The organism is Acidovorax sp. 35-64-16, assembly GCF_002281195.1.
Classification (GTDB): domain Bacteria; phylum Pseudomonadota; class Gammaproteobacteria; order Burkholderiales; family Burkholderiaceae_C; genus Acidovorax; species Acidovorax defluvii.
The window spans coordinates 25,479-50,803 of record NZ_NCFM01000001.1 but is presented as its reverse complement, the minus strand read 5'-3'; the positions used below and the strand labels follow the sequence as shown (position 1 = coordinate 50,803).

At 63.7% G+C, this 25,325-nt stretch carries 23 protein-coding genes; 12 read left to right on the top strand and 11 right to left on the bottom strand.

Features of this window, described 5'->3' with window-relative positions; translation table 11 throughout:
• Positions 1 to 123: 123 nt before the first annotated feature.
• A complete protein-coding gene (locus tag B7Y64_RS00260) occupies positions 124 to 2,055 on the bottom strand; it encodes a type II/IV secretion system protein (protein ID WP_291324433.1) in 1,932 nt (643 codons plus the stop codon).
• 46 nt (positions 2,056 to 2,101) lie between these two features.
• Complete coding sequence (locus tag B7Y64_RS00255; protein ID WP_291324432.1) at positions 2,102 to 2,905, bottom strand: exodeoxyribonuclease III; 804 nt, start codon at positions 2,903 to 2,905, stop codon at positions 2,102 to 2,104.
• A 9-nt stretch (positions 2,906 to 2,914) separates the two neighbouring features.
• On the opposite strand from B7Y64_RS00255, the gene pyrE reads away from it, so the two are divergent.
• Both pyrE and B7Y64_RS00245 read left to right on the top strand, forming a co-directional pair.
• Positions 2,915 to 3,622: an orotate phosphoribosyltransferase gene (gene pyrE, locus B7Y64_RS00250; protein ID WP_024813732.1), complete on the top strand. Its 708-nt coding sequence runs from the start codon at positions 2,915 to 2,917 to the stop codon at positions 3,620 to 3,622.
• Positions 3,623 to 3,639: 17 nt separating this feature from the next.
• On the top strand, positions 3,640 to 4,305 hold the full coding sequence (locus tag B7Y64_RS00245; RefSeq protein ID WP_291328109.1) for a DUF4124 domain-containing protein: 666 nt from the start codon (positions 3,640 to 3,642) through the stop codon (positions 4,303 to 4,305).
• Between the two features lie 158 nt (positions 4,306 to 4,463).
• On the opposite strand, the gene gatB is transcribed toward B7Y64_RS00245, so the two are convergent.
• Genes gatB through gatC form a run of 3 tightly spaced genes read right to left on the bottom strand, consistent with a single transcriptional unit; the run spans position 4,464 to position 7,735 of the window.
• A complete protein-coding gene (gatB, locus tag B7Y64_RS00240; RefSeq protein ID WP_291324430.1) occupies positions 4,464 to 5,924 on the bottom strand; it encodes an Asp-tRNA(Asn)/Glu-tRNA(Gln) amidotransferase subunit GatB in 1,461 nt (486 codons plus the stop codon).
• 1 nt (position 5,925) lies between these two features.
• A complete protein-coding gene (gene gatA / locus B7Y64_RS00235; protein ID WP_291324429.1) occupies positions 5,926 to 7,428 on the bottom strand; it encodes an Asp-tRNA(Asn)/Glu-tRNA(Gln) amidotransferase subunit GatA in 1,503 nt (500 codons plus the stop codon).
• Between the two features lie 7 nt (positions 7,429 to 7,435).
• Complete coding sequence (gene gatC, locus B7Y64_RS00230) at positions 7,436 to 7,735, bottom strand: Asp-tRNA(Asn)/Glu-tRNA(Gln) amidotransferase subunit GatC (RefSeq protein WP_024813736.1); 300 nt, start codon at positions 7,733 to 7,735, stop codon at positions 7,436 to 7,438.
• Between the two features lie 216 nt (positions 7,736 to 7,951).
• Between gatC and B7Y64_RS00225 the strand changes: the two genes are divergently transcribed.
• The 4 genes from B7Y64_RS00225 to mrdA all read left to right on the top strand — a co-directional run bounded on the left by B7Y64_RS00225 (position 7,952) and on the right by mrdA (position 12,647).
• The gene (locus B7Y64_RS00225; RefSeq protein WP_024813737.1) at positions 7,952 to 8,995 is read left to right on the top strand and encodes a rod shape-determining protein; all 1,044 of its coding nucleotides are present in this window, start codon (positions 7,952 to 7,954) and stop codon (positions 8,993 to 8,995) included.
• Between the two features lie 134 nt (positions 8,996 to 9,129).
• A complete protein-coding gene (gene mreC / locus B7Y64_RS00220; RefSeq protein ID WP_291324428.1) occupies positions 9,130 to 10,050 on the top strand; it encodes a rod shape-determining protein MreC in 921 nt (306 codons plus the stop codon).
• Positions 10,051 to 10,087: 37 nt separating this feature from the next.
• Positions 10,088 to 10,606, top strand: a complete 519-nt coding sequence (gene mreD, locus B7Y64_RS00215; protein WP_024813739.1) for a rod shape-determining protein MreD — start codon at positions 10,088 to 10,090, stop codon at positions 10,604 to 10,606.
• Between the two features lie 100 nt (positions 10,607 to 10,706).
• Positions 10,707 to 12,647, top strand: a complete 1,941-nt coding sequence (mrdA, locus tag B7Y64_RS00210) for a penicillin-binding protein 2 (RefSeq protein WP_291324427.1) — start codon at positions 10,707 to 10,709, stop codon at positions 12,645 to 12,647.
• A gap of 87 nt (positions 12,648 to 12,734) precedes the next feature.
• On the opposite strand, the gene B7Y64_RS00205 is transcribed toward mrdA, so the two are convergent.
• The 5 genes from B7Y64_RS00205 to B7Y64_RS00185 all read right to left on the bottom strand — a co-directional run bounded on the left by B7Y64_RS00205 (position 12,735) and on the right by B7Y64_RS00185 (position 17,227).
• Positions 12,735 to 13,628, bottom strand: coding sequence for a DMT family transporter (locus B7Y64_RS00205; RefSeq protein ID WP_291324426.1), 894 nt, complete (start codon positions 13,626 to 13,628; stop codon positions 12,735 to 12,737).
• A 288-nt stretch (positions 13,629 to 13,916) separates the two neighbouring features.
• Positions 13,917 to 14,660, bottom strand: a complete 744-nt coding sequence (locus tag B7Y64_RS00200; protein WP_024813742.1) for an amino acid ABC transporter ATP-binding protein — start codon at positions 14,658 to 14,660, stop codon at positions 13,917 to 13,919.
• Complete coding sequence (locus B7Y64_RS00195) at positions 14,657 to 15,439, bottom strand: amino acid ABC transporter permease (protein ID WP_024813743.1); 783 nt, start codon at positions 15,437 to 15,439, stop codon at positions 14,657 to 14,659. Before B7Y64_RS00195 ends, B7Y64_RS00200 begins: the two co-directional genes overlap by 4 nt.
• 28 nt (positions 15,440 to 15,467) lie before the next feature.
• A complete protein-coding gene (locus tag B7Y64_RS00190; RefSeq protein ID WP_291324425.1) occupies positions 15,468 to 16,229 on the bottom strand; it encodes an ABC transporter substrate-binding protein in 762 nt (253 codons plus the stop codon).
• A gap of 239 nt (positions 16,230 to 16,468) precedes the next feature.
• Positions 16,469 to 17,227, bottom strand: coding sequence for a TSUP family transporter (locus B7Y64_RS00185; RefSeq protein ID WP_114656921.1), 759 nt, complete (start codon positions 17,225 to 17,227; stop codon positions 16,469 to 16,471).
• A 362-nt stretch (positions 17,228 to 17,589) separates the two neighbouring features.
• Here B7Y64_RS00185 and B7Y64_RS00180 point away from each other — a divergent pair, with 362 nt between their 5' ends.
• Together B7Y64_RS00180 and B7Y64_RS00175 are read left to right on the top strand one after the other, a co-directional pair.
• On the top strand, positions 17,590 to 18,981 hold the full coding sequence (locus B7Y64_RS00180) for an ammonium transporter (RefSeq protein WP_291324424.1): 1,392 nt from the start codon (positions 17,590 to 17,592) through the stop codon (positions 18,979 to 18,981).
• Positions 18,982 to 18,992: 11 nt separating this feature from the next.
• Positions 18,993 to 19,310, top strand: a complete 318-nt coding sequence (locus B7Y64_RS00175; protein WP_291324423.1) for a hypothetical protein — start codon at positions 18,993 to 18,995, stop codon at positions 19,308 to 19,310.
• A gap of 68 nt (positions 19,311 to 19,378) precedes the next feature.
• Here the strand turns inward: B7Y64_RS00175 and B7Y64_RS00170 are convergent, their stop codons facing one another.
• The gene (locus tag B7Y64_RS00170) at positions 19,379 to 21,064 is read right to left on the bottom strand and encodes a GMC family oxidoreductase N-terminal domain-containing protein (RefSeq protein WP_291324422.1); all 1,686 of its coding nucleotides are present in this window, start codon (positions 21,062 to 21,064) and stop codon (positions 19,379 to 19,381) included.
• Positions 21,065 to 21,335: 271 nt separating this feature from the next.
• Here B7Y64_RS00170 and B7Y64_RS00165 point away from each other — a divergent pair, with 271 nt between their 5' ends.
• The 4 genes from B7Y64_RS00165 to B7Y64_RS00150 all read left to right on the top strand — a co-directional run bounded on the left by B7Y64_RS00165 (position 21,336) and on the right by B7Y64_RS00150 (position 25,108).
• Complete coding sequence (locus B7Y64_RS00165; protein WP_024813749.1) at positions 21,336 to 22,457, top strand: ABC transporter permease; 1,122 nt, start codon at positions 21,336 to 21,338, stop codon at positions 22,455 to 22,457.
• Between the two features lie 154 nt (positions 22,458 to 22,611).
• A complete protein-coding gene (locus B7Y64_RS00160; protein WP_291324421.1) occupies positions 22,612 to 23,451 on the top strand; it encodes an ATP-binding cassette domain-containing protein in 840 nt (279 codons plus the stop codon).
• The gene (locus tag B7Y64_RS00155) at positions 23,451 to 24,428 is read left to right on the top strand and encodes an MlaD family protein (RefSeq protein WP_291328107.1); all 978 of its coding nucleotides are present in this window, start codon (positions 23,451 to 23,453) and stop codon (positions 24,426 to 24,428) included. Before B7Y64_RS00160 ends, B7Y64_RS00155 begins: the two co-directional genes overlap by 1 nt.
• A gap of 53 nt (positions 24,429 to 24,481) precedes the next feature.
• Complete coding sequence (locus B7Y64_RS00150) at positions 24,482 to 25,108, top strand: ABC-type transport auxiliary lipoprotein family protein (RefSeq protein ID WP_291328270.1); 627 nt, start codon at positions 24,482 to 24,484, stop codon at positions 25,106 to 25,108.
• The last annotated feature ends 217 nt before the right edge of the window (positions 25,109 to 25,325 follow it).

The window sequence follows — 25,325 nt, the reverse complement described above, 5'->3', positions numbered from 1 at the left end:
TGCTGCCCGCGGCCCCGCCTGGGTGCTGCGCCGCAGGGGGCATGTGTGCATGAAATGCTATTATTTAAATAGCTATTAGCGCTTTATCCATAAGGGTTAGAGGCGTATTTGGCATTAAGTCGATCACAGATTGGTCGCGCCAATCACTTCGGGCATGTCGGTCAGGCCCTGCAGCACTTTTTCGATGCCGTCCTGCCGCAGGGTGAGCATGCCGGCCGCCAGTGCCGAGTGCCGGATGTCCGAGGCGGGGGCCCGGTGCCGGATGTGCTGTCGGATGGAGTCGTCGCTGATCATCAGCTCATGGATGCCCAGCCGTCCGCGGTAACCGTGGTTCTCGCACTCCTTGCAGCCTACCGCGCGCCACAGCTGCATGGCACCGGTGGCGTCGCCATGCTGTTTGCGCCAGCGTGCCACCTGCGCCGAGCGCGCCTCGGGCGTGTTGCTGGTGCCGCTGGCGAGGTATTGCGAGGCCAGATCGTTCAGGGCTTCCTCGTCGGCCAACCGGGGCTCGCGGCAGGCGGTGCACAGGCGCCGCACCAGGCGCTGGGCGAGGATGGCCAGCAGCGAGTCCGAGAAGTTGAACGGGTCCAACCCGATTTCGAGCAGCCGCGCAATGCTCTCGGGCGCCGAATTGGTGTGCAGTGTGGACAGCACCAGGTGCCCGGTCAGCGAGGCCTCGATGGCGATGCGCGCGGTTTCCTCGTCGCGCATTTCACCGATCATGATGACGTCCGGGTCGGCCCGCAAAAAGGTGCGCATGGCGGCGGCAAAGGTCCAGCCGATGCGGGCGTTCACCTGCACCTGGCGCAGCCCGCTCTGGGTGATTTCGATCGGGTCTTCGGCTGTCCAGATCTTGCGGCCAGCGGTGTTGATGTCGCGGATGACCGAGTGCAGCGAAGTCGTCTTGCCGCACCCCGTGGGGCCGACCACCAGCACCAGGCCGTAGCTCTTTTTCATCACACCGCGTATGGCCACCAGGTTGGCCGGGCTCAGGCCAATGGCTTCCAGTGGCAGGGGTTTGGCGCCAGCCAGCAGGCGCAGCACCACGTCTTCAAGACCGCGCGAGGTGGGCACGGTGACCACGCGCAGCTCGACGGGCGGGCCGCCGAAGCGCGAGAAGTCGATCTTCCCGTCCTGCGGCTTGCGGTGCTCGGAGATGTCCATGCTGGCCATGATCTTGATGCGGGCCACCATGGCAAACCGAAAGCGTGCGGGCAGCTCAAGGTAGGGCGTCAGTTCCCCGTCGATGCGCAAGCGCACGCGCACGTTCTGCGGGGCGGGCTCGGTTTCTATGTGGATGTCGGAAGCGCGGTGGTTGATGGCCTCGTCAATCACCGAGTTGATCAGGCGCACCAGGGTGTTGTCTGACTCGCTGATGACGTCGGTCTGCTCGGATTCGCTGTCGGGGGCCGTCGTGGTGAGGTTGACGGCGAGCTCTTGCGACGTGGCCCGCGAGGTGGGTACGGAGGGCCGGTGCGCACCTGCGCCCGGTGGCGTGCTCGCCGGGGTTTGCAGATGCACGCTGTAGGCCTTGGAGATGGCCGGCATCAGGGTGCCGGGCGCGGCCTGCAGCGGAATCAGGCGCCGCTGGGTCAGAAAGCGCAGTTCGTCGAGCAGCACGCGGTCGTAGGGGTCTGCCATCAGCAGCACCAGCGCGTCTTCGCGTGCCAGCAACGGCAGCACGGATTCGCGCTCGGCCACCGCGCGGGGCACCAGCGCCAGCGATACCGCATCGGGCGTCAGGTGGGCGGGGTTCACCATGTATTCGCCCAGCCAGCTGCCGATGACGTGCTTGAGTTGCTCTTGCGTCACGTCGCCTTGGTCCACCAGGATCTGGCCGATCTGGCGTCGGATGCCTCTTTCCTGATCGCTCTTTTGGGCCCGCAGGCTGTCGAGCAGGGCACTTTCGCTGATGATGCCGGCATGCAAGAGGGCCTCCCCCAGATGGCGGGCTTTCCCTACCACCGGGTGCGGCGTGGTGACCAGTTTCCAGAGGGCGTCCGTATCCTGGGGCGTAAAGCACTGGGCAGGTGTCGGGGGGGGTGTTTCTGGCATGGGGGCGATCTGCATGAAGGTGCGGCGAAGGCAGCAAGCGCTGCGGTCAGAGCGTGAAGTCGTAATCCACGGTGATGGGCGCGTGGTCCGAGAACTTCTCGTCCTTGTAGATATGCTCGGTGCGCGCCAGGGCCGCGAGCGCGGGGGTGGCCAGGTGGTAATCCAGGCGCCATCCCACGTTGTTGGCATAGGCCTGGCCGCGGTTGCTCCACCAGGTGTAGGCGGTGTCGGTGGCCGTCGGTTGTAACTGACGGTAAACGTCTACCAGCCCGCCATCGGGGTCAGTTGTGTGCAACAACTTTGTCATCCAGGCGCGTTCTTCGGGCAGGAAACCGCTGTTTTTCTGGTTGCTGCGCCAGTTCTTCAGGTCAATCTGCTGGTGCGCGATGTTGATGTCGCCGCACAGGATGAACTCCCGTGCACCCTTGGTGGCCATGAGGTGCGGGTGGAAGGTGTCCAGAAAGCGGAACTTGGCCTGCTGGCGCTCTTCGCCCGAAGATCCGCTAGGGAAATAGGCGCTGATGATGGACAGCTTGCGCGCGGGTGTGTCAAAGCGCAGTTCGATGGTGCGGCCCTCGGCATCGAACTCGGGCGAGCCGTAGCCGGCGATGATGTCGCTGGGCTCATGGCGCGTGTAGATGCCCACACCCGAGTAGCCTTTTTTCTGGGCAAAGTGGAAATGCCCCTGCATTCCGGCAAGCTGCTCGAATCGCGTGGCGACATCGGCCGCCTGGGCCTTCACTTCCTGCACGCAAATACAATCCGGCCGCGTGGCTTCGATCCAGCGTTCAACGCCCTTGGTGGTGGCCGATCGGATGCCGTTGAGATTGAGGCTGGTTAACTTGAACAAGGAATTCCCATGGTGAATGTTGGCGCGCACACCCCTGAGCAGGGCCGTCTGGCGCAGGATTTTGTACGTTTTGCTGTCGAGGCGGGCGTGCTGCGGTTTGGGGAGTTCAAGACCAAGGCGGGGCGTCTGAGTCCCTACTTCTTCAACGCGGGCCTCTTCGACGACGGGGACAAGCTGGGCCGTCTTGCAGAATTTTATGCAAAAGCGCTGCTGGCCAGTGGTATCGAGTTCGACATGGTGTTTGGCCCGGCCTACAAGGGCATTCCCCTGGCTGCCACGGTGGCCGTGGAACTGGCGCGGCAGGGGCGCAATGTGCCTTTTGCCTACAACCGCAAAGAGGCCAAGGACCATGGCGAAGGCGGCACGCTGGTGGGGGCGCCGCTCAAGGGCCGGGTGTTGATCATTGACGACGTGATGTCGGCCGGCACTGCTGCACGCGAGTCGATTGCCATCATCCGCGCGGCCGGCGCCGTGCCACATGCTGTCGCTATAGCGCTGGACCGTCAGGAAAAAGCCACCGAGAATGGCCAGGACGTCGAGCACAGTGCCGTGCAGTATGTGCGCCAGCAACTGGGCATGCAGGTGTGTGCCATTGCAACGCTGGCAGACTTATTGCTGTATCTCTCCCAAAAGGGCGGGGTGGAGATGAGCGCACACCACGAACGGGTCCTGGCCTATCGCCAGCGGTATGGAGTCAACGAAGGGTCATCCAGTTGAGCAAATGGGCGTGGATCATGGGAGTGGGGGCAATTGCCAGCCTGGTGGGGCCTTGCGCGTGGGCGCAGCAGTCCAACACTGGCAGCATCTACACCTGTGTCGATCGCCAGGGGCGGCGCCTGACGGCCGACCGTCCCATTGCTGAATGCCTGGACCGCGAACAGCGGGAACTGGGCCCCACGGGCACCGTGCGCCGCCAGATTGGCCCCTCGCTCACCGAACAGGAGCGCGCGGCGCTGGAAGTGCAGCGCCGCAAGGAGGCCGAAGAGCGTACGCGCCAGCAAGAAGAGCGCCGCCGTGAGCGGGTGCTTACGGCACGCTATCCAGACAAGGCGGCCCACGATGTAGAGCGCGCCGCCGCCATCCAGCTGCTGGACGACGTCACCGCCATTGCCGAAAAGCGCATGGCAGAACTGCAGCAGCAGCGCAAGGCGCTGGATACGGAGATGGAGTTCTACCAGCGCGATCCCGCCAAGGCCCCCATGGCACTGCGACGCAAGATCGCCGAAAACGAGGACGGCATGGCTGAGCAACAGCGCTTCGTGGCGAATCAGGATCTGGAAAAGCGCCGCATCCACCAGCGGTTTGACGCCGAGCTGGCGCAACTGCGCAGGCTGTGGGCGACGCAGATGGCGCCCGCGGCACCCGCCTCCGAGGTATTGCTGCCAGCCGCAGCGCGCTGAAAGGCGGCACCCGCAGGCTTGTGCACGCCCTGCTTTGCCTGCCCTATTGATCTGGCCCGATATCGATTGAACCGCTCGCCCTGGGCTCGTCGAAGGGTTTCGACGAGCCTGGCCTGAACGGCACCGGGGCTCTCAAAGAGCCGTATCCAACGTGGAAACTAAGCTGCAAGCCGTGCCCGCAGCAAATCGTTGACCTGCTGCGGATTGGCCTTGCCCTTGCTGGCCTTCATGATCTGGCCCACCAGCGCATTGAACGCCTTGTCCTTGCCCGCACGGAACTGCGCCACATTGTCTGCGTTGGCGGCAATCACCTCGTCGACAATTTTCTCCAGCGCGCCGGTGTCGTTCATCTGCTTGAGGCCCTTGGACTCGATGATGGCGTCCACATCGGCAGATTCGCAGGCCCACAACACGTCGAACACCTGCCTGGCGGCGTTGTTGGAAATCGTGCCATCGGCGATACGGCCGATGAGCGCGGCCAGTTGTGCTGCCGTGACGGGGGCTTTCTCGATGCCGATTTCGCCCGTGTTCAGGCGCCGTGACACCTCGCCCATGATCCAGTTGCTGGCCAGCTTCGCCTGCCCGCAGGCCTTGGCCACCGCCTCAAAATAGCCCGCCATGGCCTTGCTTTGTGTGAGCGTGGTGGCGTCGTATTCAGGCAGGCCATAGTCCGCGACAAAACGCGCGGCCATGGTGCGGGGCAATTCGGCCATCAACTCCCTTTGTTCCTGCACCCACTGCTCTGAAATGTGCAGCGGTGGCAGATCGGGGTCGGGGAAGTAGCGGTAATCCGCCGCATCTTCCTTGGTGCGCATGGCGCGTGTTTCGCCCGTGTCGGGGTCGAACAACACGGTGGCCTGCTGGATCGCGTGGCCGTCCTCGATTTGCTCGATTTGCCAGCGGATCTCGTAGTCGATGGCCTGCTGCATGAACTTGAACGAGTTCAGGTTCTTGATCTCGCGGCGCGTGCCTAAAGCGGCACCGGGCTTGCGCACCGACACGTTGGCGTCGCAGCGGAAGCTGCCTTCCTGCATGTTGCCGTCGCAGATGCCGATCCAGGTGACGATCCTGTGCAGTTCCTTGGCGTAGGCCACGGCTTCGTCGGACGAGCGCATGTCGGGCTCCGTCACGATTTCCAGCAGCGGCGTGCCTGCGCGGTTCAGGTCGATGCCGCTTTGGCCCCCACCTCCGAGTGCTGAGTCTTCGTGCAGCGACTTGCCCGCGTCTTCTTCGAGGTGGGCACGCACCAGGCGCACGGTTTTCTTCTCGTCGCCCAAGAAGAACTCGACCTCGCCGCCTTGCACCACCGGAATTTCAAACTGGCTGATCTGGTAGCCCTTGGGCAGGTCGGGGTAGAAATAGTTTTTGCGGGCGAAAATGCTCACGGGCGCAATGTGGGAGCCGAGGGCCAGTCCCAATTTGATAGCGCAAGCAACAGCCTCTCGGTTCATCACGGGCAGCGTGCCGGGCAACGCCAGGTCTACGGCGCAGGCCTGCGTGTTGGGTTCGGCGCCGAAGGCCGTGGGGGCGCGGCTGAAGATCTTGCTTTGCGTGGCAAGCTGGGTGTGGGTTTCGAAGCCGATGACAACTTCGTAGCCGTGGATCAATTTGCTGGTCATGTCACAGTCCCCCGGGTTGGCGGAGGTGGAAATCGGTGGCCTGTTGCAGGCGGTGGGCTGCGTTCAGCAGGCGGGCTTCTGCAAAGTAGTTGCCGATGAGCTGCAGGCCAACGGGCATGCCACCCTCGCCAAAACCGGCTGGCACGCTCATGCCGGGCAGTCCAGCCAACGAGGCGGGCAGTGTGAAGATGTCTGCCAGGTAGTCTGCCAGCGGATTGTTGCCATGCTCACCCAGTTTCCAGGCCACGGTGGGCGCTACCGGGCCGGCAATCAGGTCGCATTCCTTGAAGGCGTTCTGGAAGTCGTCAGCGATCATGCGCCGGATTTTCTGCGCCTGCAGGTAGTAAGCGTCGTAGTAGCCATGCGAAAGCACGTAGGTGCCGATCATGATGCGGCGTTTGACCTCGTCGCCAAAGCCTTCTGCGCGGGTCTTCTTGTACATGTCCACCAGGTCGGTGTAGTCCTTGGCCCGGTGGCCGAACTTCACGCCGTCAAAACGCGAGAGGTTGGAGGAAGCCTCGGCCGGGGCGATGATGTAGTACACCGGGATGGACAGCTCGGTACGGGGCAGGCTGATGGGTACCAGCGTGGCGCCGAGTTTTTCGTATTCCTTCAGTGCGGCATCCACGGCGGCGCGCACATCGGGCGCCAGGCCTTCGCCAAAAAACTCGGCGGGTATGCCAATGCGCAGACCTTCAAGAGAGTCGTTCAGCGAACGGCTGTAGTCTTCGGCGGGCACATCGAGCGACGTGGAATCGCGGTCCAGGTCGGGGCCACACATCGCGGACAGTAGCAGGGCGCAGTCTTCGGCGCTGCGGGCCATGGGGCCGGCCTGGTCGAGGCTGGAGGCGAAGGCGATCATGCCGTAGCGGCTGGCGCGGCCGTAGGTGGGCTTGATGCCGGTGATGCCGCAAAACGATGCGGGCTGGCGGATCGAGCCGCCGGTGTCGGTGCCCGTCACCGCCGGGGCCAGGCGCGCAGCCACGGCGACGGCGCTGCCGCCCGACGAGCCGCCGGGGATGCGGCTGGTGTCCCAGGGATTGCGGACCGGCGCGGGGGCCTCGAAGCCCACCGGGGCAACGGCCGAATTTTCGTTGGCCGAGCCCATCGCGAACTCGTCGCAGTTGAGCTTGCCCAGCGTGAGGGCGCCGGCTTTGGCCAGCCGGGTTACCACGGTGGCGTCAAACGGTGACTGGTAACCCGCCAACATTCTGGAGCCAGCGGTGCTGGGGAAGTCGCGCGTGACGAAGATGTCCTTGTGCGCAATCGGCACGCCTTCCAGCGCGCCCGCCGTGCCAGCGGCAATGCGGGCATCAGCGGCTTGCGCTTGCGCCAGTGTGGCGTCTTCGTTCATGGCCACAAATGCGCCCAGGTGCTGGTGCACCTTGGCGCGGGCCAGGAAATGCTGGGCGGCTTCGGCGGCAGAGAATTGCTTGGCGCGCAGGCCGGCGGCCAGTTCTGAAACGCCCAGGTCGTGCAGGGCTTTGGTGGGGGAAGTGGTCATTCAGGTCTCACTCGATCACTTTGGGAACGAGGAACAGGCCGCGTTCGACTGCGGGTGCACTCTTTTGGTTGGCTTCGCGCTGGTTGGGCTCGCTGGCCACGTCCTCGCGCAGCCGCAGTGCCACGTCCTGGATGGTGGCGACGGGGTGCGCCAGGGGCGTGAGCCCCGATGTGTCCACAGCCCGCATCTTTTCCACGATGTCAAAGAAGCCGTTCAGCTGAGTCAGCATGCGCTCACTTTCGGAGGGGTTCAGTTCCAGCCGTGCCAGATTGGCGATGCGGCCGATGTCCTGGGGTGTCAGTGCCATAAAGGAAAACTCGTGGGAAACCAGATGTAAACCTGTGATCCGGGTCAAACCGAAGAGAGTTATTCACAGGGGATGGGGTATTATCCCGGCTTTGCCGCAATACCCTCTTGACTGCCGGTCATTGTGCGAAAAAAGCGATATCTGACCCCCACCCACTCCCTGACACACCCGGCGACGGCAGGCCGAAGTGCATGCCGTGCCTGAGAGGATTTTTGAATGTTCGGAGCTTTCCGCCGGTATTTCTCCACCGACCTCGCCATTGACCTTGGCACAGCCAATACGCTGATTTTCGCCCGCGACAAAGGCATTGTGCTTGATGAGCCCTCCGTTGTTGCCATTCGCCACGAGGGTGGTCCCCATGGCAAGAAAGTGATTCAGGCCGTCGGTCGTGAGGCCAAGGCCATGCTGGGCAAGGTGCCGGGCAACATCGAAGCCATCCGGCCCATGAAAGACGGCGTGATTGCCGACTTCGTGATCACCGAGCAGATGATCAAGCAGTTCATCAAGATGGTGCACCCGCGCACGCTGTTCACCCCCAGCCCGCGCATCATCATCTGCGTGCCCTGCGGCTCCACCCAGGTCGAGCGTCGCGCCATCAAGGACGCGGCCGAGGCTGCAGGCGCTACGGCCGTCTACCTGATTGAAGAACCCATGGCCGCCGGCATCGGCGCAGGTTTGCCCGTGTCCGAAGCCAGCGGTTCCATGGTGGTGGACATCGGTGGCGGCACCACTGAAGTGGGCGTGATCTCGCTGGGCGGCATGGTCTACAAAGGCAGTGTGCGTGTAGGCGGCGACAAGTTCGACGAAGCCATCATTAGCTACATCCGCCGCAACTACGGCATGCTGATCGGCGAGCCCACCGCCGAAGCCATCAAGAAGAACATTGGTTCGGCCTTTCCTGGCTCCGAAGTGCGTGAAATGGAAGTGCGTGGCCGCAACCTCAGCGAAGGTGTGCCCCGCAGTTTCACCATTTCCAGCAACGAAGTGCTTGAGGCACTGACCGAGCCGCTCAACCAGATTGTTTCTGCCGTCAAGAACGCGCTGGAGCAGACCCCGCCCGAGCTGGGCGCCGACATCGCCGAGCGCGGCATGATGCTCACCGGCGGCGGCGCACTGCTGCGCGACCTGGATCGCCTGCTGGCCGAGGAAACCGGCCTGCCTGTGCTGGTAGCCGAAGACCCCCTGACCTGCGTGGTGCGAGGCTGCGGCATTGCGCTGGAGCGCATGGATCGCCTGGGCAGCATTTTTACCAGCGAGTAAGACGGAACACCTGTGTCTGCACAGGTCGCACACTGCTCTCCATTGCATGACTGACTGCGTTCGCACCCATGCCACATCGGCACGCATCCGCGGCTCGGCGGTCGTGCGGCCCCGTCTGACAACCACCATGTGCCATGCCGCTCGGAACACTTGAGCGCAGCGCGCCACCAATGTTCAAGCAAGGGCCATCCGCCCTTTCACGGCTGCTTCTCTACAGCGCGTTGGCGCTGTTTTTGATGGTGGCGGACGCGCGTTTTCAGATCACGGGCGCGCTGCGCCAGGTGGTGGCCGCTGTGCTTTACCCGGTGCAATGGGTGATGCTGCAGCCGGTCCAGTTCATTGCCCAGGGCAGCGGTTACTTTCAGTCCTTGCAGACGGCCCAGCATGACGCCGATGCGGCCCGCAAGCAGATGGCGCTGATGTCGCAGCGCTCCATGCAGACCGAGCAGTTGATGCAGGAAAATGCGCGCTTGCGTCAGCTGCTCGACCTGCGGGCCAGGCTGGAAACACCCGCCCAGGCAGCGCAGGTGCTGTATGACACCGCCGATCCCTATACGCGTCGTGTGGTGGTGGACCAGGGCCAGGTGGCAGGGGTCGAACTGGGCTCGCCAGTGCTCGACGAAAAGGGGGTGCTGGGCCAGGTCACACGCGTGCACCCGTTCGTGAGTGAGGTCACCTTGCTGATTGACCGCGATCAGGCCATCCCGGTGCTGAACCTTCGCACCGGTGTCCGCGGTGTCGCGTATGGCGATCCGGTGGCGGGCCATGGCGGTGGTATGGAACTGCGTTTCATGCCGTCGAGCGCCGACATTCAAGAGGGTGATCTGCTCACCACGAGCGGAGTGGACGGGTTGTACCCCCCGGGTCTGCCCGTCGCCAAGGTGGTGCGTGTCGAGCGAAGGGCCGACTCGGCATTCGCCCGTATCTATTGCGTGCCCATTGCCGAGGTGCAGGGGGCTCGCCATGTGATGTTGCTCAAACCAATGGCAGAGCCTTTGTCGAAGCTGCCCGAGCCCGTGTCGCCGCCCCCTGGCAAGAAGGTAAATTCCAAGTGATGTATTGCAGGCCCGGCAGGTCCAAGGAACTCGCGCCATGATCATGCCGCGCGGGCAGCCTTTGCTGCTGCCAGTCAATCCCGTTTTTATTGTCGTCAGCCTGCTGGTGGGTTTGGCGATCAATTTTTTGCCGCTTGGGCGTGTGGTCTGGACACCCGACATCCTGATGCTGCTGCTGGCTTTCTGGGTCGTGCACCAGCCCCAGCGCATCGGCATGGGCATTGCATTCGTGCTGGGTCTTTGCATGGATGTGCACCAGTCGTCCTGGCTGGGCCAGCATGCCCTGGCCTACACGGTGCTGTCGTTTGGCGCGATGGCCATGCACCGCCGTCTGCTGTGGTTCAGCGTTCCGTCCCAGGCATTGCAGGTGTTTCCCCTGTTTTTGATGGCCCACGTGGTGGAGCTTTTGCTGCGCATGGTCGGTGGCGGGGTTTTCCCGGGATTCTGGGGGCTGATCGCGCCCGTGCTGGAGGCCTTGCTCTGGCCTCTGGCCAGCTGGGTGCTGTTGGCGCCGCAGCGCCGCCCGCCGGATCGTGACCAGAATCGACCCCTGTGAGGCCCTCCTTGAGCAAGACGACCTGCGTCCTGTCAAACGGTGAAGCATTGCGTGCCGCGGGGTGCGCGTTCGGTTCGTCGGCACGCAATGGGCGGATGGCATGACGGAATTGCGCAACGTCGATGCGGATGCCGCGCGGTTTCGTACGCGGGTGCTGGTGATTGGCGCGGTGGTTTTTCTGGCGTTCTGCCTGATCGTGGCACGTCTGCTTTTCTTGCAGGTGGTGAGGCACGAAGACCTTGCCGCGCAGGCCGAGAGCAACCGCACCGCGATCGTTCCCATCGTTCCCAACCGGGGCCTGATTCTGGACCGCAATGGTGTGGTGCTGGCCACCAACTATTCGGCGTACACCCTCGAAATCACACCTGCGCGGGCGGGTGTGCTGGACGACACCATCAATGCGCTGTCGAAGGTCGTGGAGATCCAGACCCGGGATCGCAGACGCTTCAAGCGATTGATGGAGGAGTCGCGCAATTTCGAGTCGCTGCCCATTCGCACCCGACTGACGGACGAAGAGGTGGCCCGCTTCACGGCGCAGCGCTACCGGTTTCCTGGGGTGGACATCAAGGCGCGGCTCTTTCGCAACTATCCGCTGGGCGACGTGGCAAGCCATGCGATTGGCTACATCGGTCGCATCAACCAGGCGGAGAAAAGCCGGATACAGGACTCAGAAGACGAGGCCAACTACCGTGGCACCGAGCACATCGGCAAGCTGGGCATTGAGCAAAGCTACGAAGCGGCATTGCATGGCACTACGGGCGTGGAGCAGATGGAGACATCTGCGGGAGGCCGGGCCGTGCGCAAGCTGTCGAGCCGTGCGGCCACGCCGGGCGACAGCGTGATGCTGTCGATTGACATCAAGCTGCAGAAACTTGTCGAGGATCTGTATGGCACCCGCCGTGGCGCGCTGGTCGCCATCGACCCCCGCAACGGCGAGATCCTGGCACTGGTGAGCATGCCCAAGTTCGATCCCAACCTGTTTGTCGAGGGCATCGACGTAGAAAACTGGGCCGCGCTCAATGAATCCATCGACAAGCCCCTGCTGAACCGCGCCTTGCGGGGCACCTACCCGCCGGGTTCAACCTACAAACCCTTCATGGCGCTTGCCGCGCTGCAACTGGGCAAACGATCGGCCAGTCTGGTGGTGAACGATCCGGGCTCATACACGTTTGGCGGCCACACCTTTCGCAGCCACGAAGGGGGTCTGGGGGGCGTGGACATGCACCGGGCCATTCAGTTTTCGAGCAATACCTATTTCTACTCGCTGGCAGTAGAGATGGGCGTCGATACCATTCACGATTTCATGAAGCCGCTGAGCTTTGGCCAGGCGACCGGTGTGGACCTCAATGGCGAGGTGCGCGGTACGCTGCCCAGCACCGAATGGAAGCGCAATGCCTACAAGCGCGCCGATATGAAGCGCTGGTTCCCGGGCGAGACCGTGTCGCTGGGCATCGGGCAGGGCTACAACAACTTCACCATGCTGCAGCTGGCTTCGGCGCAGGCCACCATGGTCAACGGTGGAACCCGCTATCGCCCGCACATGGCCAAGGCCGTGAAGAATTCGGTCACCGGGGCGATCACCGAGATACCCCAGCCACCGGGCGAAAACCTGGGCTATCTACCAAGAAACGTGGAAATCGTGCGCAATGCGATGGTGGCAGTGAACAAGGGGGGTACGGGCACCCGCGTGTTTGCCGGGGCGCCCTACACATCGGGGGGCAAGACCGGTACGGCACAGGCGGTGAGCCTGGGGCAAAACGTGCGCTACAACGCCAAGGCGCTGGAGGAGCACCAGCGCGACCATTCGCTCTTCACGGCGTTCGCTCCTGCCGAAGCCCCGACGATTGCGCTGGCACTGATCGTCGAGAACGCCGGCTTTGGCGCCGCGCACGCAGCTCCCATCGCGCGCAGGGTGTTTGACTACTGGTTGATGGGGGAGTATCCCAGCGAGGCCGACATTGCTGCCGTGCAGAAGGGGCAGGCTTCCGCCCCTATCGGCAAGCCGCGTGCTGCCGCTGATGTTCCGCTGTTGGCGCCATAGAATTGTCAATAATGATAGCTGTTTGCGCTTATTCCATAAGCCTTACAGTCGGATTTCTCTCAATATTCTGTTGCTGCGCAGGCTTCACTAGGCCGGGGTCGCCGCGGTCTGCGTGGGCGGCCGGAGCTGACTGAAAACCAGAGCCGCCACAATCATGGCCGCACCACTCAGTCCAGACCATCCCAGGCTTTCGCCCAGCAGCACCCAGGCGGTCAGGGCGGCGAAAACCGGTTCCAGCCCGAACACGATGGCACTGCGCATGGCATCCACGCGCTGCTGGCCCCAGGCCTGCAACGTCACTACCACCACGCTGGCCACAAAGCCCAGGTACACCAGCGCCAGCCAGCTTGGCGTCTGCAGGCTACCCAGCGTTTGCACCCAGTTCATGCTGCCATCGCGTGTCAGCAGCAGTACGGTGGCGGCCACGCACATCACGGTTGCCTGAGCCGCTGCCATGCGCGTGGCACGCAGGGGGTGTGCGGATGTGCGGCGTGAGCATTCTTCCAGTACCAGGATATAGATGGCATAGAACACCGTGCTGGCCAGCGTGAGCGAATCGCCCAGATTCCAGGGATCGTTCTCGTGGAACATCAAGGCCATGCCTGCGAACGCCATGGCGCAGGCCGCCCACAGGCGCCATCCATAGCGCCGCCCGAGGACTGCCATGGCGATCAACGGCACCACGAGCACATTGAGCCCGGTGACAAACGCGTTGCGGTTGCTGCTGGTGCGCGCAAGGCCTTCAATCTGGAGCCAGAACGCCACAAACAGCAGCAGCCCCAGTGCGCAACCCCACAGGCGTTCCTTGGGCCGCATGCCCACCCACAGCGGGGCCAGCACCAGAAGTGCCAGGGCAAAGCGCAGCCAGATGATCTGCAGGGCATCGAGGTGCGCCGACAGCAACTTCATGGCAGGGAAGGTGGTTCCCCACACTGCGGTGACGACCAACAGGGCCCAAAGGCCAAAACGTTCAGAACGCATAAAAAATGGGATGGCGCCCGGCACGCGCACCGGTGAGTGTCCTGGGTTGGAAGTACGTTGAAGAAGCAAAGATGTCGAAATCGTCGTCAGGCAAGGTGCAAACCGCAGCGATACCCGCAGCTACCGCGAGGATGTGCAACGCAGCATGGCGACGATTCCCGGCATCTTTATGAAGCGAACGTTCAATTCGGGACACCAGGCCAATGCGCTGAGGATCCAGGAGCGGCAAAGAAACGAGGCCCGCGCGGCGGGGCGTTTTGCGGGCAGTTCTGGCTGGGCGTGGGAGGCTCAAGCACCCATCCGGCCAATGAAGGCGCGGATACGGTCATTGCCCGGGTTGTTGAAGAACTCCGCGGGGGGCGCGTCGTGGGCAATGCGGCCCTTGTCGAAAAACAGCACCCGGTCTGCCACCTCGCGCGCAAAACCCATCTCATGGGTCACCACTATCATGGTCATGCCGCCACGCGCCAATTCGCGCATCACATCCAGCACCTCCTGCACCATCTCGGGGTCCAGGGCCGAGGTGGGCTCATCAAACAGCATCACCTTGGGCGCCATGGCCAGGGCGCGGGCAATGGCCACGCGCTGCTGCTGCCCACCGGACAGTTGCCAAGGGTACTTGTGTGCATGGTCCTGCATGCCAACACGGCGCAGCAGCGTCATTGCCTGCTCGTTGGCCTGGGCTCTCGAGAGATGGCGCAGGCGCCTTGGGGCCAGCGCCACATTGTCGAGTGCGCTCATGTGGCCAAACAGGTTGAACTGCTGGAACACCATGCCCACTTCGCAGCGCTGCTGCTGCAGGGTGCGGGGATCGTCCGTGACGGGCACGCCACCGATGCGGATGGTGCCGCTGTCATGCGGTTCCAGCCGGTTGATGGCACGCAGCAGGGTGCTTTTGCCCGAGCCAGATGCACCAATGATGACCGTGACCTCACCAGTGTTGAAATGCGTGGACACCTCTTTCAGCACCTGGTTCGTGCCAAAAGTCTTGCAGACATTCTCTGCCACGATGTACGGCGTCGTGGCGGTCATTGGATGCGTCCTTCCACATCAAACCGGTGTTCGATGGCGTTGGATAGCTGGGTCACCAGCGTGGTCAGCAGCAGGTAAGTCAGGGCTACCGTGGTCAAGGTGGCAATGGGTTGAAACGTTGCCGACTGGATGCGGTTGCCCACATTGGTGAGTTCCACCACGCCAATGGCATAGGCCAGTGAAGAATCCTTGAGCAGCGCCACGAAATTGCTGACCAGGGGCGGCAGCGATATCTTGAAAGCCTGCGGGAACACCACATCGAAAAACACATGGCCCCGGCCAAGGCCCAGCGCACGCGCGGCTTCGGTCTGGCCCCGGGGCACCGCCAGCAGGCCCGCGCGGATAGCCTCGGCGTTGTAGGCGCCCACGTTCAGGCCCAGCGCCACCACGGCGGCGGCAAAGTCAGGCAGATTCAGGCCCGGCACGAGCACCGGAAGCGCGAAGTAAACAAACAGGATCTGGACCAGCAGCGGTGTTCCGCGGATCGCCCAGATATAAAAACCCGACAGCCAGCGCAAGCCGATCCAGCGGGCGGTGCGCGCCAGCGCCGCAGCGGTGCCCAGGATCAGGCCCACCGTGCCGCTGATCAGCGTGAGCCACAGCGTGGTGCGTGCGCCATCGGAAAACGCCTGTGCGTTGGAGCCAATGGGTTCGGGGAACAGGGAGAGTATCTGGCCGAGAAGGGCCAGCATGACCACCATGAGGACCAGAGCCGCAACCAGCGTAGCGTTGCTGCGCTGCTGGCGGCTCCAGTGGCGCGGCCAAAGGGCAATGAGCATGGATCAGAGAGGGCCGGAGCCCCCGTTCTCAGTTACAGCGTACGTCTTCGTTGAAGTACTTCTTGGACACGGCGGCGTAGCTGCCATCGGCCATGGTTTCGGCCAGAGCCTTGTTCCATGCGTCTGCCAGGGTCTGGTTGCCCTTGGCGACTGCCGAGGCAATGCGCTCGATGAACACCATTTCACCCAGCTTGAGGCCGGCCGTGGGGTTCTTGGCCACCACTTCCTTGGCCACGAAACGGTCGGTCACCCAAGCGTCCACCCGGCGCGAGGTGAGCGCGCTGCGCGCGTCCACATCGGTGGGGAAATTCTTCATTTCCTTGATCGTTGTGACCTTTTGGACGTTTTCCAGATAGCTGGTGCCGGTCTGCACTGCAACGGTCTTGCCGGCCAGGTCCTTGGCACTGCGGATGGCAGGGTCCATGGCGATCACCATGCCGCCAGAGCAGTAGTGCGGAGCGGTGAACGTGACGGCCTTGGCGCGTTCTTCGGTCACGCCGTGCGATGCAATCACCAGATCCCAGCGGTCCTGCTTCAGGCCGGTCAGCAGGGCGTCAAAACCGATGGTTTTCCATTCAATTTTCAGGCCCATCTTTTTGGCGGCGAGTTCTGCCACTTCCACCTCGAAACCCGTCAGGGTGGTGCCCTTGAAGTAGTTGAAGGGCGCAAACTGTCCTTCGGTGGCCACAATGATCTTGCCACTCTTCTTGATGTCATCGAGGGAGCGGGCCTGTATGGAAAAGGCAGCACACAGTGCCAGGGTGGAGGCGATGACCTTGAAGAATTTCATGGGGGAATCCTGTCGTGGGGTGGTGCAGATACAAAAAATCCGGCTTGCGGGTCACGCAACCGGAGCCAAGGAAATGATAGTACCCAAAGATGGTGGGCGTCACAAATCTGCCGCAATTATAAATGGCGCCCGGGCCGCGGGGCCTATGGCGGACAACCCTGATTCGCGGCCGCGCGGCAGAGTGTCGCAGGACCTTTCGGCCGCCCGCGCGGCGATTGCGGTGGGCGCCCTGTGGGGCTTTAGCGCAGGAAGGCGTCGTAGCCCGTCTTGAGAATCAAAGTGCTTACGACCACGATGAAAATGCCGCGCACAAAGCCGGTGCCGTGTTTGAGCGCCATGTGCGTGCCCAGCAGGCTTCCCACGATGTTCGCCACCGCCAGCGTCACGGCGAAGTGCCACCACACATGGCCTTTGGCGGCAAAGAGCGCAATGGCCGCGATGTTGGTGGCGCAATTGAGCAGCTTGGCCGACGCTGATGCGTTGAGAAAGTCATAGCCCAGCAGGCGCACGAACAGAAAAACAAAGAAGCTGCCGGTACCGGGGCCGAAGAAACCGTCATAAAAACCGATGAGCGCACCGATCAGGCTGGCGATCAGCACCTCGGCCCGCCCCTCATGGCGGGGCTTGTGGTGTCGTCCCAACTCTTTTTTTGCGAGTGTGTAGACCAGCACGCCCAGCAAGACGAGTGGCAGCAGCTTGCGCAGAAAATCTGCCGACACCACCGTGACAGCCCACGCGCCGGCGAATGCACCCATGAATCCGGCCGCTGCAGCAGGCAGCATGGCAGACCAGCGTATCTGCACACGCCGACCGTATTGCCAGGTGGCCATGGCCGTTCCCCATACCGCTGCGGCCTTGTTGGTGCCCAGCAGCGTGGCCGGTGGCGCGCCCGGAAAAGCCGCAAACAGCGCTGGAACCATAACCAGTCCCCCACCGCCCACGATCGCGTCCACAAAACCTGCGAGCAGTGAGGCCAGGGTAATAAAAATCCATTCCATCCCAGGATTTTCGCACCGTGAGTGCTATCAATTTCGTGATTGCTTGCCCCGTGGTTCCGGTGCTGCGCACAGAAAATGGGCAAGAAAAAAGCGCTGGGATCGCCAGCGCTTATAAAAGGATGCACCTCGTTGGGTGCTTTAAATTTGGTTATTGGTAGAAAAGATGTCTCCTCGGGCCCCTCGCTTGGCACACCGGAGCGCGCTTTCGAGTGGGGCAACTGTAATGGCTGCACTTCGATGGTGCATTGGGAGTTTCCCGCACCCCTATGCAGCGATTCAGAAGCGCTTTTGCCTTGAAAAGAGGCCGCCGGCTGGCATGGCTCGTGCAATGCGTTCGTAACAATTTGCGAAAGGGAGTCTCTATGCGGGCATTCATGCAGCGGTTGATGGTGATATCGGCGCTGGGTCTGGGGTTGTGCATCAGTGCAATGGCGCAAACGGGGCCATTGACCGCGCCACCTAACGCGACACAGGCAGCACAGGTGGGCGTGGCTGATGTTGCGAAGCCACCAACGCGCCCCACGCTGGTCGACCACAACACCGTGAGTGCGGCACACACTGGCTGGATGATGACTTCCACCGTCTTGGTGCTGCTCATGACGCTTCCGGGCATTGCACTTTTTTATGCCGGCATGGTGCGCCGCAAGAACGTGCTCAACACCATGGCCAGCGTGGTTGCCATTGCGGCACTGGTCAGCCTGTTGTGGTTTGCGGCGGGGTATTCGCTGGCATTTACGCCGGGCAGCGCCTGGCTCGGCGGTTTTGACCGCATGGGATTCACGGGACTCGATTTCCAGCTGGCACAAGGACGGCTGGCTGTGAGTCATGTAGCTCCGCATATCCCTGAGTCGGTGTACGCCATGTTTCAGCTCACGTTTGCCATCATTACCGCAGCGTTGCTGGTGGGCGCGTTGGTCGAGCGCATGCGGTTTTCTGCCATGTTGATCTTTGTCGGTCTTTGGAGCTTGCTGGTCTATGCCCCCGTGGCGCATTGGGTGTGGGAGCCCGGCGGCTGGCTGGCCCAGATGGGTGCGCTGGATTTTGCTGGCGGCTCGGTGGTGCATGTGAACGCGGGCATTGCAGGGCTGGTCTGCGCCTGGTTCCTCGGCCGCCGCACGGGCTATGGCCGAGAGCCTTTCGAGCCTTACAACCTAGGGCTCACCATGGCGGGCGCGGGCATGTTGTGGGTGGGCTGGTTTGGCTTCAACGCGGGCTCTGCCGTGGCCGCCGATGGGCGCGCGGGCCTGGCGATGGCGGTGACGCACCTGGCGGCAGCGGCGGGTGCCTTGTCGTGGATGTTGGGCGAATGGGTGGTACGAGGGCGGCCATCTCTGCTGGGCCTTTGCTCTGGCCTGGTGGCGGGGCTGGTGGCCATCACGCCCGCTGCGGGCTTTGTGACACTGCGCTCGGCGGTGGTGATTGGCCTGGTTGCGGGCCTTGCGTGTTACTGGGGCGCCACGGGACTCAAGCGCCTGCTGCGCGCCGATGACTCGCTGGATGTTTTTGGTGTGCATGGCATTGGCGGCATCGTGGGCTCGCTGCTAACGGGCGTGCTGGCCAACGAAACTGTGGGTGGCGTGCAGGGCAGCCTGTTCACCCAGGCCATTGGTGTGGGCGCGGTGATGGCCTACAGCCTGGTCGCGACGGCTGCGCTGCTATGGATCACCAATTTTGCGATGGGCCTGCGTGTGGATGTGCAGAGCGAGCAGACCGGGCTCGACATCGCCCAGCACCGCGAACGCCTGGGCGGATGAAGGGTTTTGCCATGCCTGAAGCCGACAAGCTCGCCATTGCTGCCCATCTGCATGTTTTGTTGCGCCGCAAGACGGGGCGCGTGACAGACACCGAATGGATGGCGGTCAACGCCGAATATGCGCTGGAGATCGTGCGTTTTGCACGCCAGCACGCCCAGGAAGACAACGTGCCCGAATTGGCCGAGTGGGCTGCACGTCTGGACCACGCTATCCATGCTCCAGCCCCCGACGCGGAGCGCCGCCCGTTGCTGGACGTAGCTGCGCAGGCAGTGCGACAGCGCATCGCGCCGTCGCCCGAGGTGCCGCGCTATGTGGGTGGTATTCGCTGAAGCTGTCCGAGTCTGCGGCCTTTCTTCAGGGGGCGTCACTGCATGGGCGGTACGACCGGGCGGCTGTGTCAGTGCCCGGATGCCGCCTTGCGCGCCTCCAGGATCCATTCGGCGGCCTTTTCGGCCAGCATCAGCGTGGGCGAATTGGTGTTGCCGCTGGTGATGGTGGGCATGGCCCCGGCATCCACCACGCGCAGGCCGTCAATGCCGCGCACCCGCAACTGTGGGGTGAGCACCGCCATCGGGTCGCCATCGCGCCCCATCTTGGTTGTGCCCACGGGGTGGAAGATGGTGGTGGCAATGTCGCCGGCCAGCCGGGCCAGGTCTTCATCGGTTTCATATTGCGTGCCGGGTTTCCATTCCTGGGGCTGGTACCGGCTCAGCGCCGATTGCGCAACGATGCGGCGCGTGACGCGCAGGCTGTCGGCCGCCACCTTGCGATCCTCGGGGGTGCTGAGGTAGCGGGGGGCGATGGCGGGCGCGTCCTGAAAGCGGCCCGTCTTGATCTGCACGCTGCCCCGGCTGGTGGGGTTGAGGTTGCACACGCTGGCCGTGAAGGCCGGAAAGCTGTGCAGCGGCTCACCAAAGGCATCGAGCGACAGCGGTTGCACGTGGTATTCGATGTTGGGCCAGGGCTGGTCGGGGCTGCTGCGCGTGAAGGCGCCCAGCTGCGAGGGCGCCATACTCATGGGTCCGCTGCGCTTGAGGGCGTATTCCAGTCCGATCTTGGCCTTGCCCCACAGCGAGTTGGCCATGGTGTTGAGTGTCTCCACGCCCTGCACCTTGAACACGGTGCGGATCTGCAGGTGGTCTTGCAGGTTTGCGCCCACGCCGGGCAGGTCGTGCACCACGTCAATGCCATGCTGGCGCAGTAGCGCTGCGGGGCCGATGCCCGACAGCTGCAGCAATTGGGGCGAATTGACCGCGCCGGCGCTCAGGACGACCTCGTGCGTGGCGCGGGCTGTGACCATCTCATGGCCGTCCCACACCTGCACGCCGGTGCAGCGGCGGCTACCGTCCGGCTGCGTCTCGATCAGGAGTTTGGCCGCCTGGGCGGCGGTCCACATCTCGAAGTTGGGGCGTCCGTAGCAGGTGGGGCGCAAAAAGGCCTTGGCGGTGTTCCAGCGCCAGCCATTTTTCTGGTTGACCTCGAAGTAACCCACGCCTTCGTTGCTGCCGCCGTTGAAATCATCGGTGGCCGGAATGCCCGCCTGCTGCGCGGCCTGGGCAAAAGCATCCAGTACATCCCAGCGCAGGCGCTGCTTTTCCACGCGCCATTCGCCCGTGCCGCCAGTGCTCTTGCTGCCGTGCAGGCGTTTGAAATTTTCATTCACACCGCTGGGCTGGTCGAGGCGCCAGTGGTCCTCGTGGCGGCGGAAATAGGGCAGGGCGTTGTCCCAGCGCCAGCTGTCGTCACCCGTCAGTTCGGCCCACTGGTCGTAGTCGCGCGCCTGGCCGCGCATGTAGATCATGCCGTTGATGCTGCTGCAGCCGCCCAGCGTTTTGCCACGCGGGTAGCGCAGCGTGCGGCCGTTCAGCCCGGCGTCGGGTTCGGTGTTGTAAAGCCAGTCGGTGCGGGGGTTGCCGATGCAGTAGAGGTAGCCCACGGGGATATGAATCCAGTGGTAATCGTCTTTGCGGCCGGCTTCAATCAGAAGCACCCGGCTGCGGCCGTCGGCACTCAGGCGGTTGCAAAGCAGGGCGCCGGCCGTGCCGCCGCCGATGATGATGTAGTCAAACGTGGTGTCACTCATGGGATGAAAGCGGACTGCGGCGCTGCGCGAAACAAGAAAAGGGTCTGCGCACCATTGTGCGGCGGGCAATCCGTCTGTCGAGGGGGCAAACGCCAGTTGCTACGCAATTTGTAGCTAATAGTGCTTTATGGTATTGCGCCGGAGGCTATTTTGATAATAATTGCACGCACAGTGCTCGCGGCTGTGCTTGTGCTTGGCGCATGGTCCGGGCCCAGGCCGTTTGCGCTGCTTTTGCTTTTTTCCAACCATGGTGGCTTGCGCCGCCCCATCCATGAGCGATCTTTCGCCTCGCATCGTCTTTGCCGAATCACCCGAAGGGCCCCAGGCGCAATTGCTGGGCCGCTGGGGTGCGGCCGAGCTGGGCCACCGTGAGCACTGGCACGCGCTGGCGGCACAGTTGCGCAAGCAACCGGTGCCTCCGGGAGGATGGGACCTGCGCAGCCTGCAGTGGCTGGACCATGTGGGCGCGCAGTTGCTCTGGAAGCATTGGGGCCAGAAGTGGCCGCAGCATTTGCAGCTGACCGACCCCCAGCGCGCCATGCTGGAGCGTGTGGCAAGCCTCACCGTAGTGCCGCCGCCCGCAGAACCCTGGCGCCTGTCCGAGCAGATGGACCACCTGGGTGTGCTGGTGCTGCATGGTGCGGACCACGCCAGGCACATGGTGCAGCTGGTGGGGCAGCTGATGCTTGACCTCGTGCGGCTGGCGCGTGCGCCGGGGCGCGGGCCCTGGCGTGATGTGTCGGGCCATGTGTACCGCATGGGTGCCACGGCGCTGCCCATCACGGCGCTGGTGGGGTTTCTCATTGGCGTGGTGCTGGCCTACCTGATGAGTCTGCAGCTGCGCCAGTTCGGGGCCGAGTCATTCATCGTCAATATTCTGGGCATTTCGTTGATTCGCGAGCTGGGCCCCATGCTGGCGGCCATTCTGGTGGCGGGGCGGTCGGGCTCGTCCATCACGGCCCAGATCGGTGTGATGCGGGTCACCGAAGAGCTCGATGCCATGCGCGTGATGGGCATTCCCCATGGCTTTCGCCTGGTGCTGCCGCGCACGCTGGCGCTGGCGCTGGCCATGCCCCTCATCAGCGTGTGGACCACGCTGGCGGCACTGGCTGGCGGCATGCTGGCGGCCGATGTGGCCATGGACATTTCGCCGGCGTACTTTGTCGAGGCGCTGCCCTCGGCGGTGAAGATTGGCAACCTCGGGCTGGCGATGTCCAAATCGGTGGTGTTTGGCGCCCTGATTGCCCTGATTGGCTGCCACTGGGGGCTGCGCGTCAAACCCAATACGCAGAGCCTGGGCGAGGGCACGACGGCCTCGGTCGTGACGTCCATCACCATGGTGATCATCGTGGATGCGCTGTTTGCCGTGGCATTCAAGAACATCGGAATATGAGGAAGCATCCCCCTGAGGTGCTTCGCACCTTCCCCCTTCTCTCGCAAAACGTTGTTTTGCGGGAAGGGGAACGCGGCCAGCTCGGCGGGGCGGCCCTTGAGCGGCGGCCGCTGGCTTCGCGCGCGCCAGTTTCAAATTCAAAGAGAGGGTGCCCATGACGGAGCGCACCGCCAAACCCGGGCACATCGCCGTCGCGCCTGGCGAGCCGCCCGTTGTGGACGTGCAAGGGCTGTGGACCACGTTCGGCAAGGGCAACGAGGCCTTTTCGGTGCACCAGGACCTGCAGCTGTCGGTGCAACGCGGCGAGATATTGGCGCTGGTGGGGGGCTCGGGCACCGGCAAGACCGTGCTGCTGCGCCAGATGTTGGGCCTGGCCTGGCCGACGCGCGGTAGCGTCACGGTGCTGGGCCAGCCGGCCTCGGAAATGGGGCGCGAAGGCGCTGCCAGCCGTGTGGGCATGCTGTTCCAGCACGGCGCCCTGTTTTCGGCCTTCAACGTGCTCGACAACGTGGCGTTTGCCCTGCGTGAGCAAGGCACGTTGCCGGCCGATGTGGTGCGTGATGCGGCGCTGGTCAAACTGCAGATGGTGGGCCTCAAGCCCGAGCACGCCACCCGCATGCCCGCCGACCTGTCGGGCGGCATGGTCAAGCGCGTGGCGCTGGCGCGGGCGCTCATCATGGACCCCACGTTGCTGCTGCTCGATGAGCCCACGGCGGGGCTTGACCCCAGCAGTGCAGACGATTTTGTGGCCCTGCTGCGCGAGTTGCATGCAGCGCTGGGCCTGACCGTCGTGATGGTCACGCACGACCTCGATACCCTGTTTGCGCTGAGCACCCGGGTGGCTGTGCTGGCAGACAAGAAAGTGATCGTCACCGGCACGCCCCATGAAGTGACGCGCTACCCTCATCCGTTCATAGAACACTTTTTTCTGGGTGAACGCGGCCAGCGCGCCATGGCGCCAGTGCATAACGCGGTTACCGCCAAGGAATCCTGATGGAAAACAAATCCCACGCCCTTGCAGCCGGCATCTTCGTGCTGGCGGTGGCCGCCATGCTGGCGGGTCTGGCGATCTGGCTCACCCGCGACAACACCAGTTACCAGCACTACGAGCTGACCAGCAAGGACGGCGTTACCGGACTGCAGCCACAGGCCGCCGTGCGCTACAAGGGCGTAGCCGTTGGCAAGGTCACGCGCATTGGTTTTGACCCCCAGATTCCGGGCAACGTGCTGATCCGCATCGCCGTCAACGACCAGGCCCCCATTACCCCTGGCACCTTCGCCGTGCTGGGCTACCAGGGAGTCACCGGGCTGGCCCATGTGCAGCTGGACGATGAGGGGGTGGCGCAGCCAGCCGTGCCCCCCGGCCCCAGTGGCCTGCCGCGGCTGCCGCTGCGCAGCTCGCCGCTGTCGCGCCTGGCGGACCAAGGCCCCGCCATCCTGGGCCAGGTGGAAGAAGCCACGCACCGCATCAACACGCTGCTGGGCGATGACAACCAGAAACGGTTCAGCACGGCACTCGACAGCCTGGGGCAGGCGGCCAGCAGCGTGGCAGCACTCACCCAGCGGCTGGACACCACCGTGAAAGAGCGCCTGGACCCCACCCTGGCGGCCCTGCCGCCCCTGGTAGGCGACGCGCGCCGGACCCTCAGGGCGCTAGAACAGGCGGGGTCGCAGGTGTCCACGCTGGCCATCGACATCGGTCAGACCAACAAGCGCCTGGGCGCTGAAGGCGGTGCCCTCGACCAGATCACCCAGGGCACCCAGTCACTGGCGCGCGCCGCAGACCAGTTTGGCAGCGTTACCCTGCCGCGCCTGAACCGCGCCGCAGACGACACCTCGCGTGCTGCGCGCCAGTTTGGGCGCACGGCCGGGGGCATCAACGAAAACCCGCAGCTCTTCATCTATGGTGCAGGCCGTGCCGGCGCCGGCCCGGGAGAGCCCGGTTTTGAGGCCCCCAAGGTTCAACCCTGATCGAATACGCCATGAAAACTATCAAAACAATAGCTGCTTGCGCTTATCCATCAATGGTTGCGGTCGTATTTGTTGCATTTTTTTTGGCAGGATGCTCGATCTTGCCCTCCCCGCCATCGCGCCCCGTGCACTACGACTTCGGCCCGGGTGCCATGGCGCCAGTGCCCACCGACCGCCGTGCACCGCTGCCTGCGCTGGCCCTGGCCGACGTAGAGGCCCCCGGCCTCGCCGAAGGCAGCACCGCCGTGCTCTACCGCCTGGCTTACACCGATGCCCGGCAACTGCGCCCCTACACCCAGGCGCGCTGGAGTCAGCCGCCTGCGCAACTGGTGCAGCAGCGCCTGCTCGACCAGCTGGGCCAGCGCCGTGCCGTGCTCACGCTCGAAAGCGGTGCCGCCCAGGCCCGCGCCGGCGGCAAGCTGCCCACCGTGTTGCGCGTGGACCTGGAGGAGTTCAGCCATGTCTTCACCAGTGCCACTGAAAGCGCCGGCCTGGTGCGCCTGCGTGCCACGCTGGTCGAGCCCACACAGACCGGTGAAACGTTGCTGGGCCAGCGCGTATTCATCATCCAGCGCCCTGCGAGCACTGCCGATGCCGCCGGTGGCACACGGGCACTGGCCGAAGCCACCCACCAGGTGGCGCAAGAGCTGGCGGAGTGGGTGGAGAAGCTGGGACGATGAGCGGCGCCTGAAGGGGCGTGCACCTTCATCACCAGGCGCAGCAAAGGGCGACCATTGCAGTTGAGTTCACCGCCTATAGGCAACTGCCTGCATCGCGCGCTTGGGCGTTTCTCCGTGGCGGGTGCGGGTTGCGCGTTCCGGCCGTCGCTCCCGCGAGCAATGTCTGGCTTTTTTCTTTCAGTGCCGTAGTCCTGCACTGACGCGTGTTTCGCAGCAT

What these genes read in the sequence shown, in the direction of transcription:
- B7Y64_RS00245 (WP_291328109.1), top strand. Translation starts at nt 3,640, where the DNA reads ATGGGAGTGGGGGCAATTGCCAGCCTGGTGGGGCCTTGCGCGTGGGCG.
- B7Y64_RS00225 (WP_024813737.1), top strand. Translation starts at nt 7,952, where the DNA reads ATGTTCGGAGCTTTCCGCCGGTATTTCTCCACCGACCTCGCCATTGAC.
- B7Y64_RS00165 (WP_024813749.1), top strand. Translation starts at nt 21,336, where the DNA reads ATGAGCGATCTTTCGCCTCGCATCGTCTTTGCCGAATCACCCGAAGGG.
- gatC (WP_024813736.1), bottom strand. Translation starts at nt 7,735, where the DNA reads ATGGCACTGACACCCCAGGACATCGGCCGCATCGCCAATCTGGCACGG.
- B7Y64_RS00150 (WP_291328270.1), top strand. Translation starts at nt 24,482, where the DNA reads ATGGTTGCGGTCGTATTTGTTGCATTTTTTTTGGCAGGATGCTCGATC.
- B7Y64_RS00195 (WP_024813743.1), bottom strand. Translation starts at nt 15,439, where the DNA reads ATGCTCATTGCCCTTTGGCCGCGCCACTGGAGCCGCCAGCAGCGCAGC.
- pyrE (WP_024813732.1), top strand. Translation starts at nt 2,915, where the DNA reads ATGGTGAATGTTGGCGCGCACACCCCTGAGCAGGGCCGTCTGGCGCAG.
- B7Y64_RS00160 (WP_291324421.1), top strand. Translation starts at nt 22,612, where the DNA reads ATGACGGAGCGCACCGCCAAACCCGGGCACATCGCCGTCGCGCCTGGC.
- B7Y64_RS00170 (WP_291324422.1), bottom strand. Translation starts at nt 21,064, where the DNA reads ATGAGTGACACCACGTTTGACTACATCATCATCGGCGGCGGCACGGCC.
- B7Y64_RS00175 (WP_291324423.1), top strand. Translation starts at nt 18,993, where the DNA reads ATGCCTGAAGCCGACAAGCTCGCCATTGCTGCCCATCTGCATGTTTTG.
- B7Y64_RS00190 (WP_291324425.1), bottom strand. Translation starts at nt 16,229, where the DNA reads ATGAAATTCTTCAAGGTCATCGCCTCCACCCTGGCACTGTGTGCTGCC.
- B7Y64_RS00260 (WP_291324433.1), bottom strand. Translation starts at nt 2,055, where the DNA reads ATGCCAGAAACACCCCCCCCGACACCTGCCCAGTGCTTTACGCCCCAG.
- mreC (WP_291324428.1), top strand. Translation starts at nt 9,130, where the DNA reads ATGCCGCTCGGAACACTTGAGCGCAGCGCGCCACCAATGTTCAAGCAA.
- mrdA (WP_291324427.1), top strand. Translation starts at nt 10,707, where the DNA reads ATGACGGAATTGCGCAACGTCGATGCGGATGCCGCGCGGTTTCGTACG.
- B7Y64_RS00200 (WP_024813742.1), bottom strand. Translation starts at nt 14,660, where the DNA reads ATGACCGCCACGACGCCGTACATCGTGGCAGAGAATGTCTGCAAGACT.
- B7Y64_RS00185 (WP_114656921.1), bottom strand. Translation starts at nt 17,227, where the DNA reads ATGGAATGGATTTTTATTACCCTGGCCTCACTGCTCGCAGGTTTTGTG.
- mreD (WP_024813739.1), top strand. Translation starts at nt 10,088, where the DNA reads ATGATCATGCCGCGCGGGCAGCCTTTGCTGCTGCCAGTCAATCCCGTT.
- B7Y64_RS00205 (WP_291324426.1), bottom strand. Translation starts at nt 13,628, where the DNA reads ATGCGTTCTGAACGTTTTGGCCTTTGGGCCCTGTTGGTCGTCACCGCA.
- gatB (WP_291324430.1), bottom strand. Translation starts at nt 5,924, where the DNA reads ATGACCAGCAAATTGATCCACGGCTACGAAGTTGTCATCGGCTTCGAA.
- B7Y64_RS00155 (WP_291328107.1), top strand. Translation starts at nt 23,451, where the DNA reads ATGGAAAACAAATCCCACGCCCTTGCAGCCGGCATCTTCGTGCTGGCG.
- gatA (WP_291324429.1), bottom strand. Translation starts at nt 7,428, where the DNA reads ATGACCACTTCCCCCACCAAAGCCCTGCACGACCTGGGCGTTTCAGAA.
- B7Y64_RS00180 (WP_291324424.1), top strand. Translation starts at nt 17,590, where the DNA reads ATGCGGGCATTCATGCAGCGGTTGATGGTGATATCGGCGCTGGGTCTG.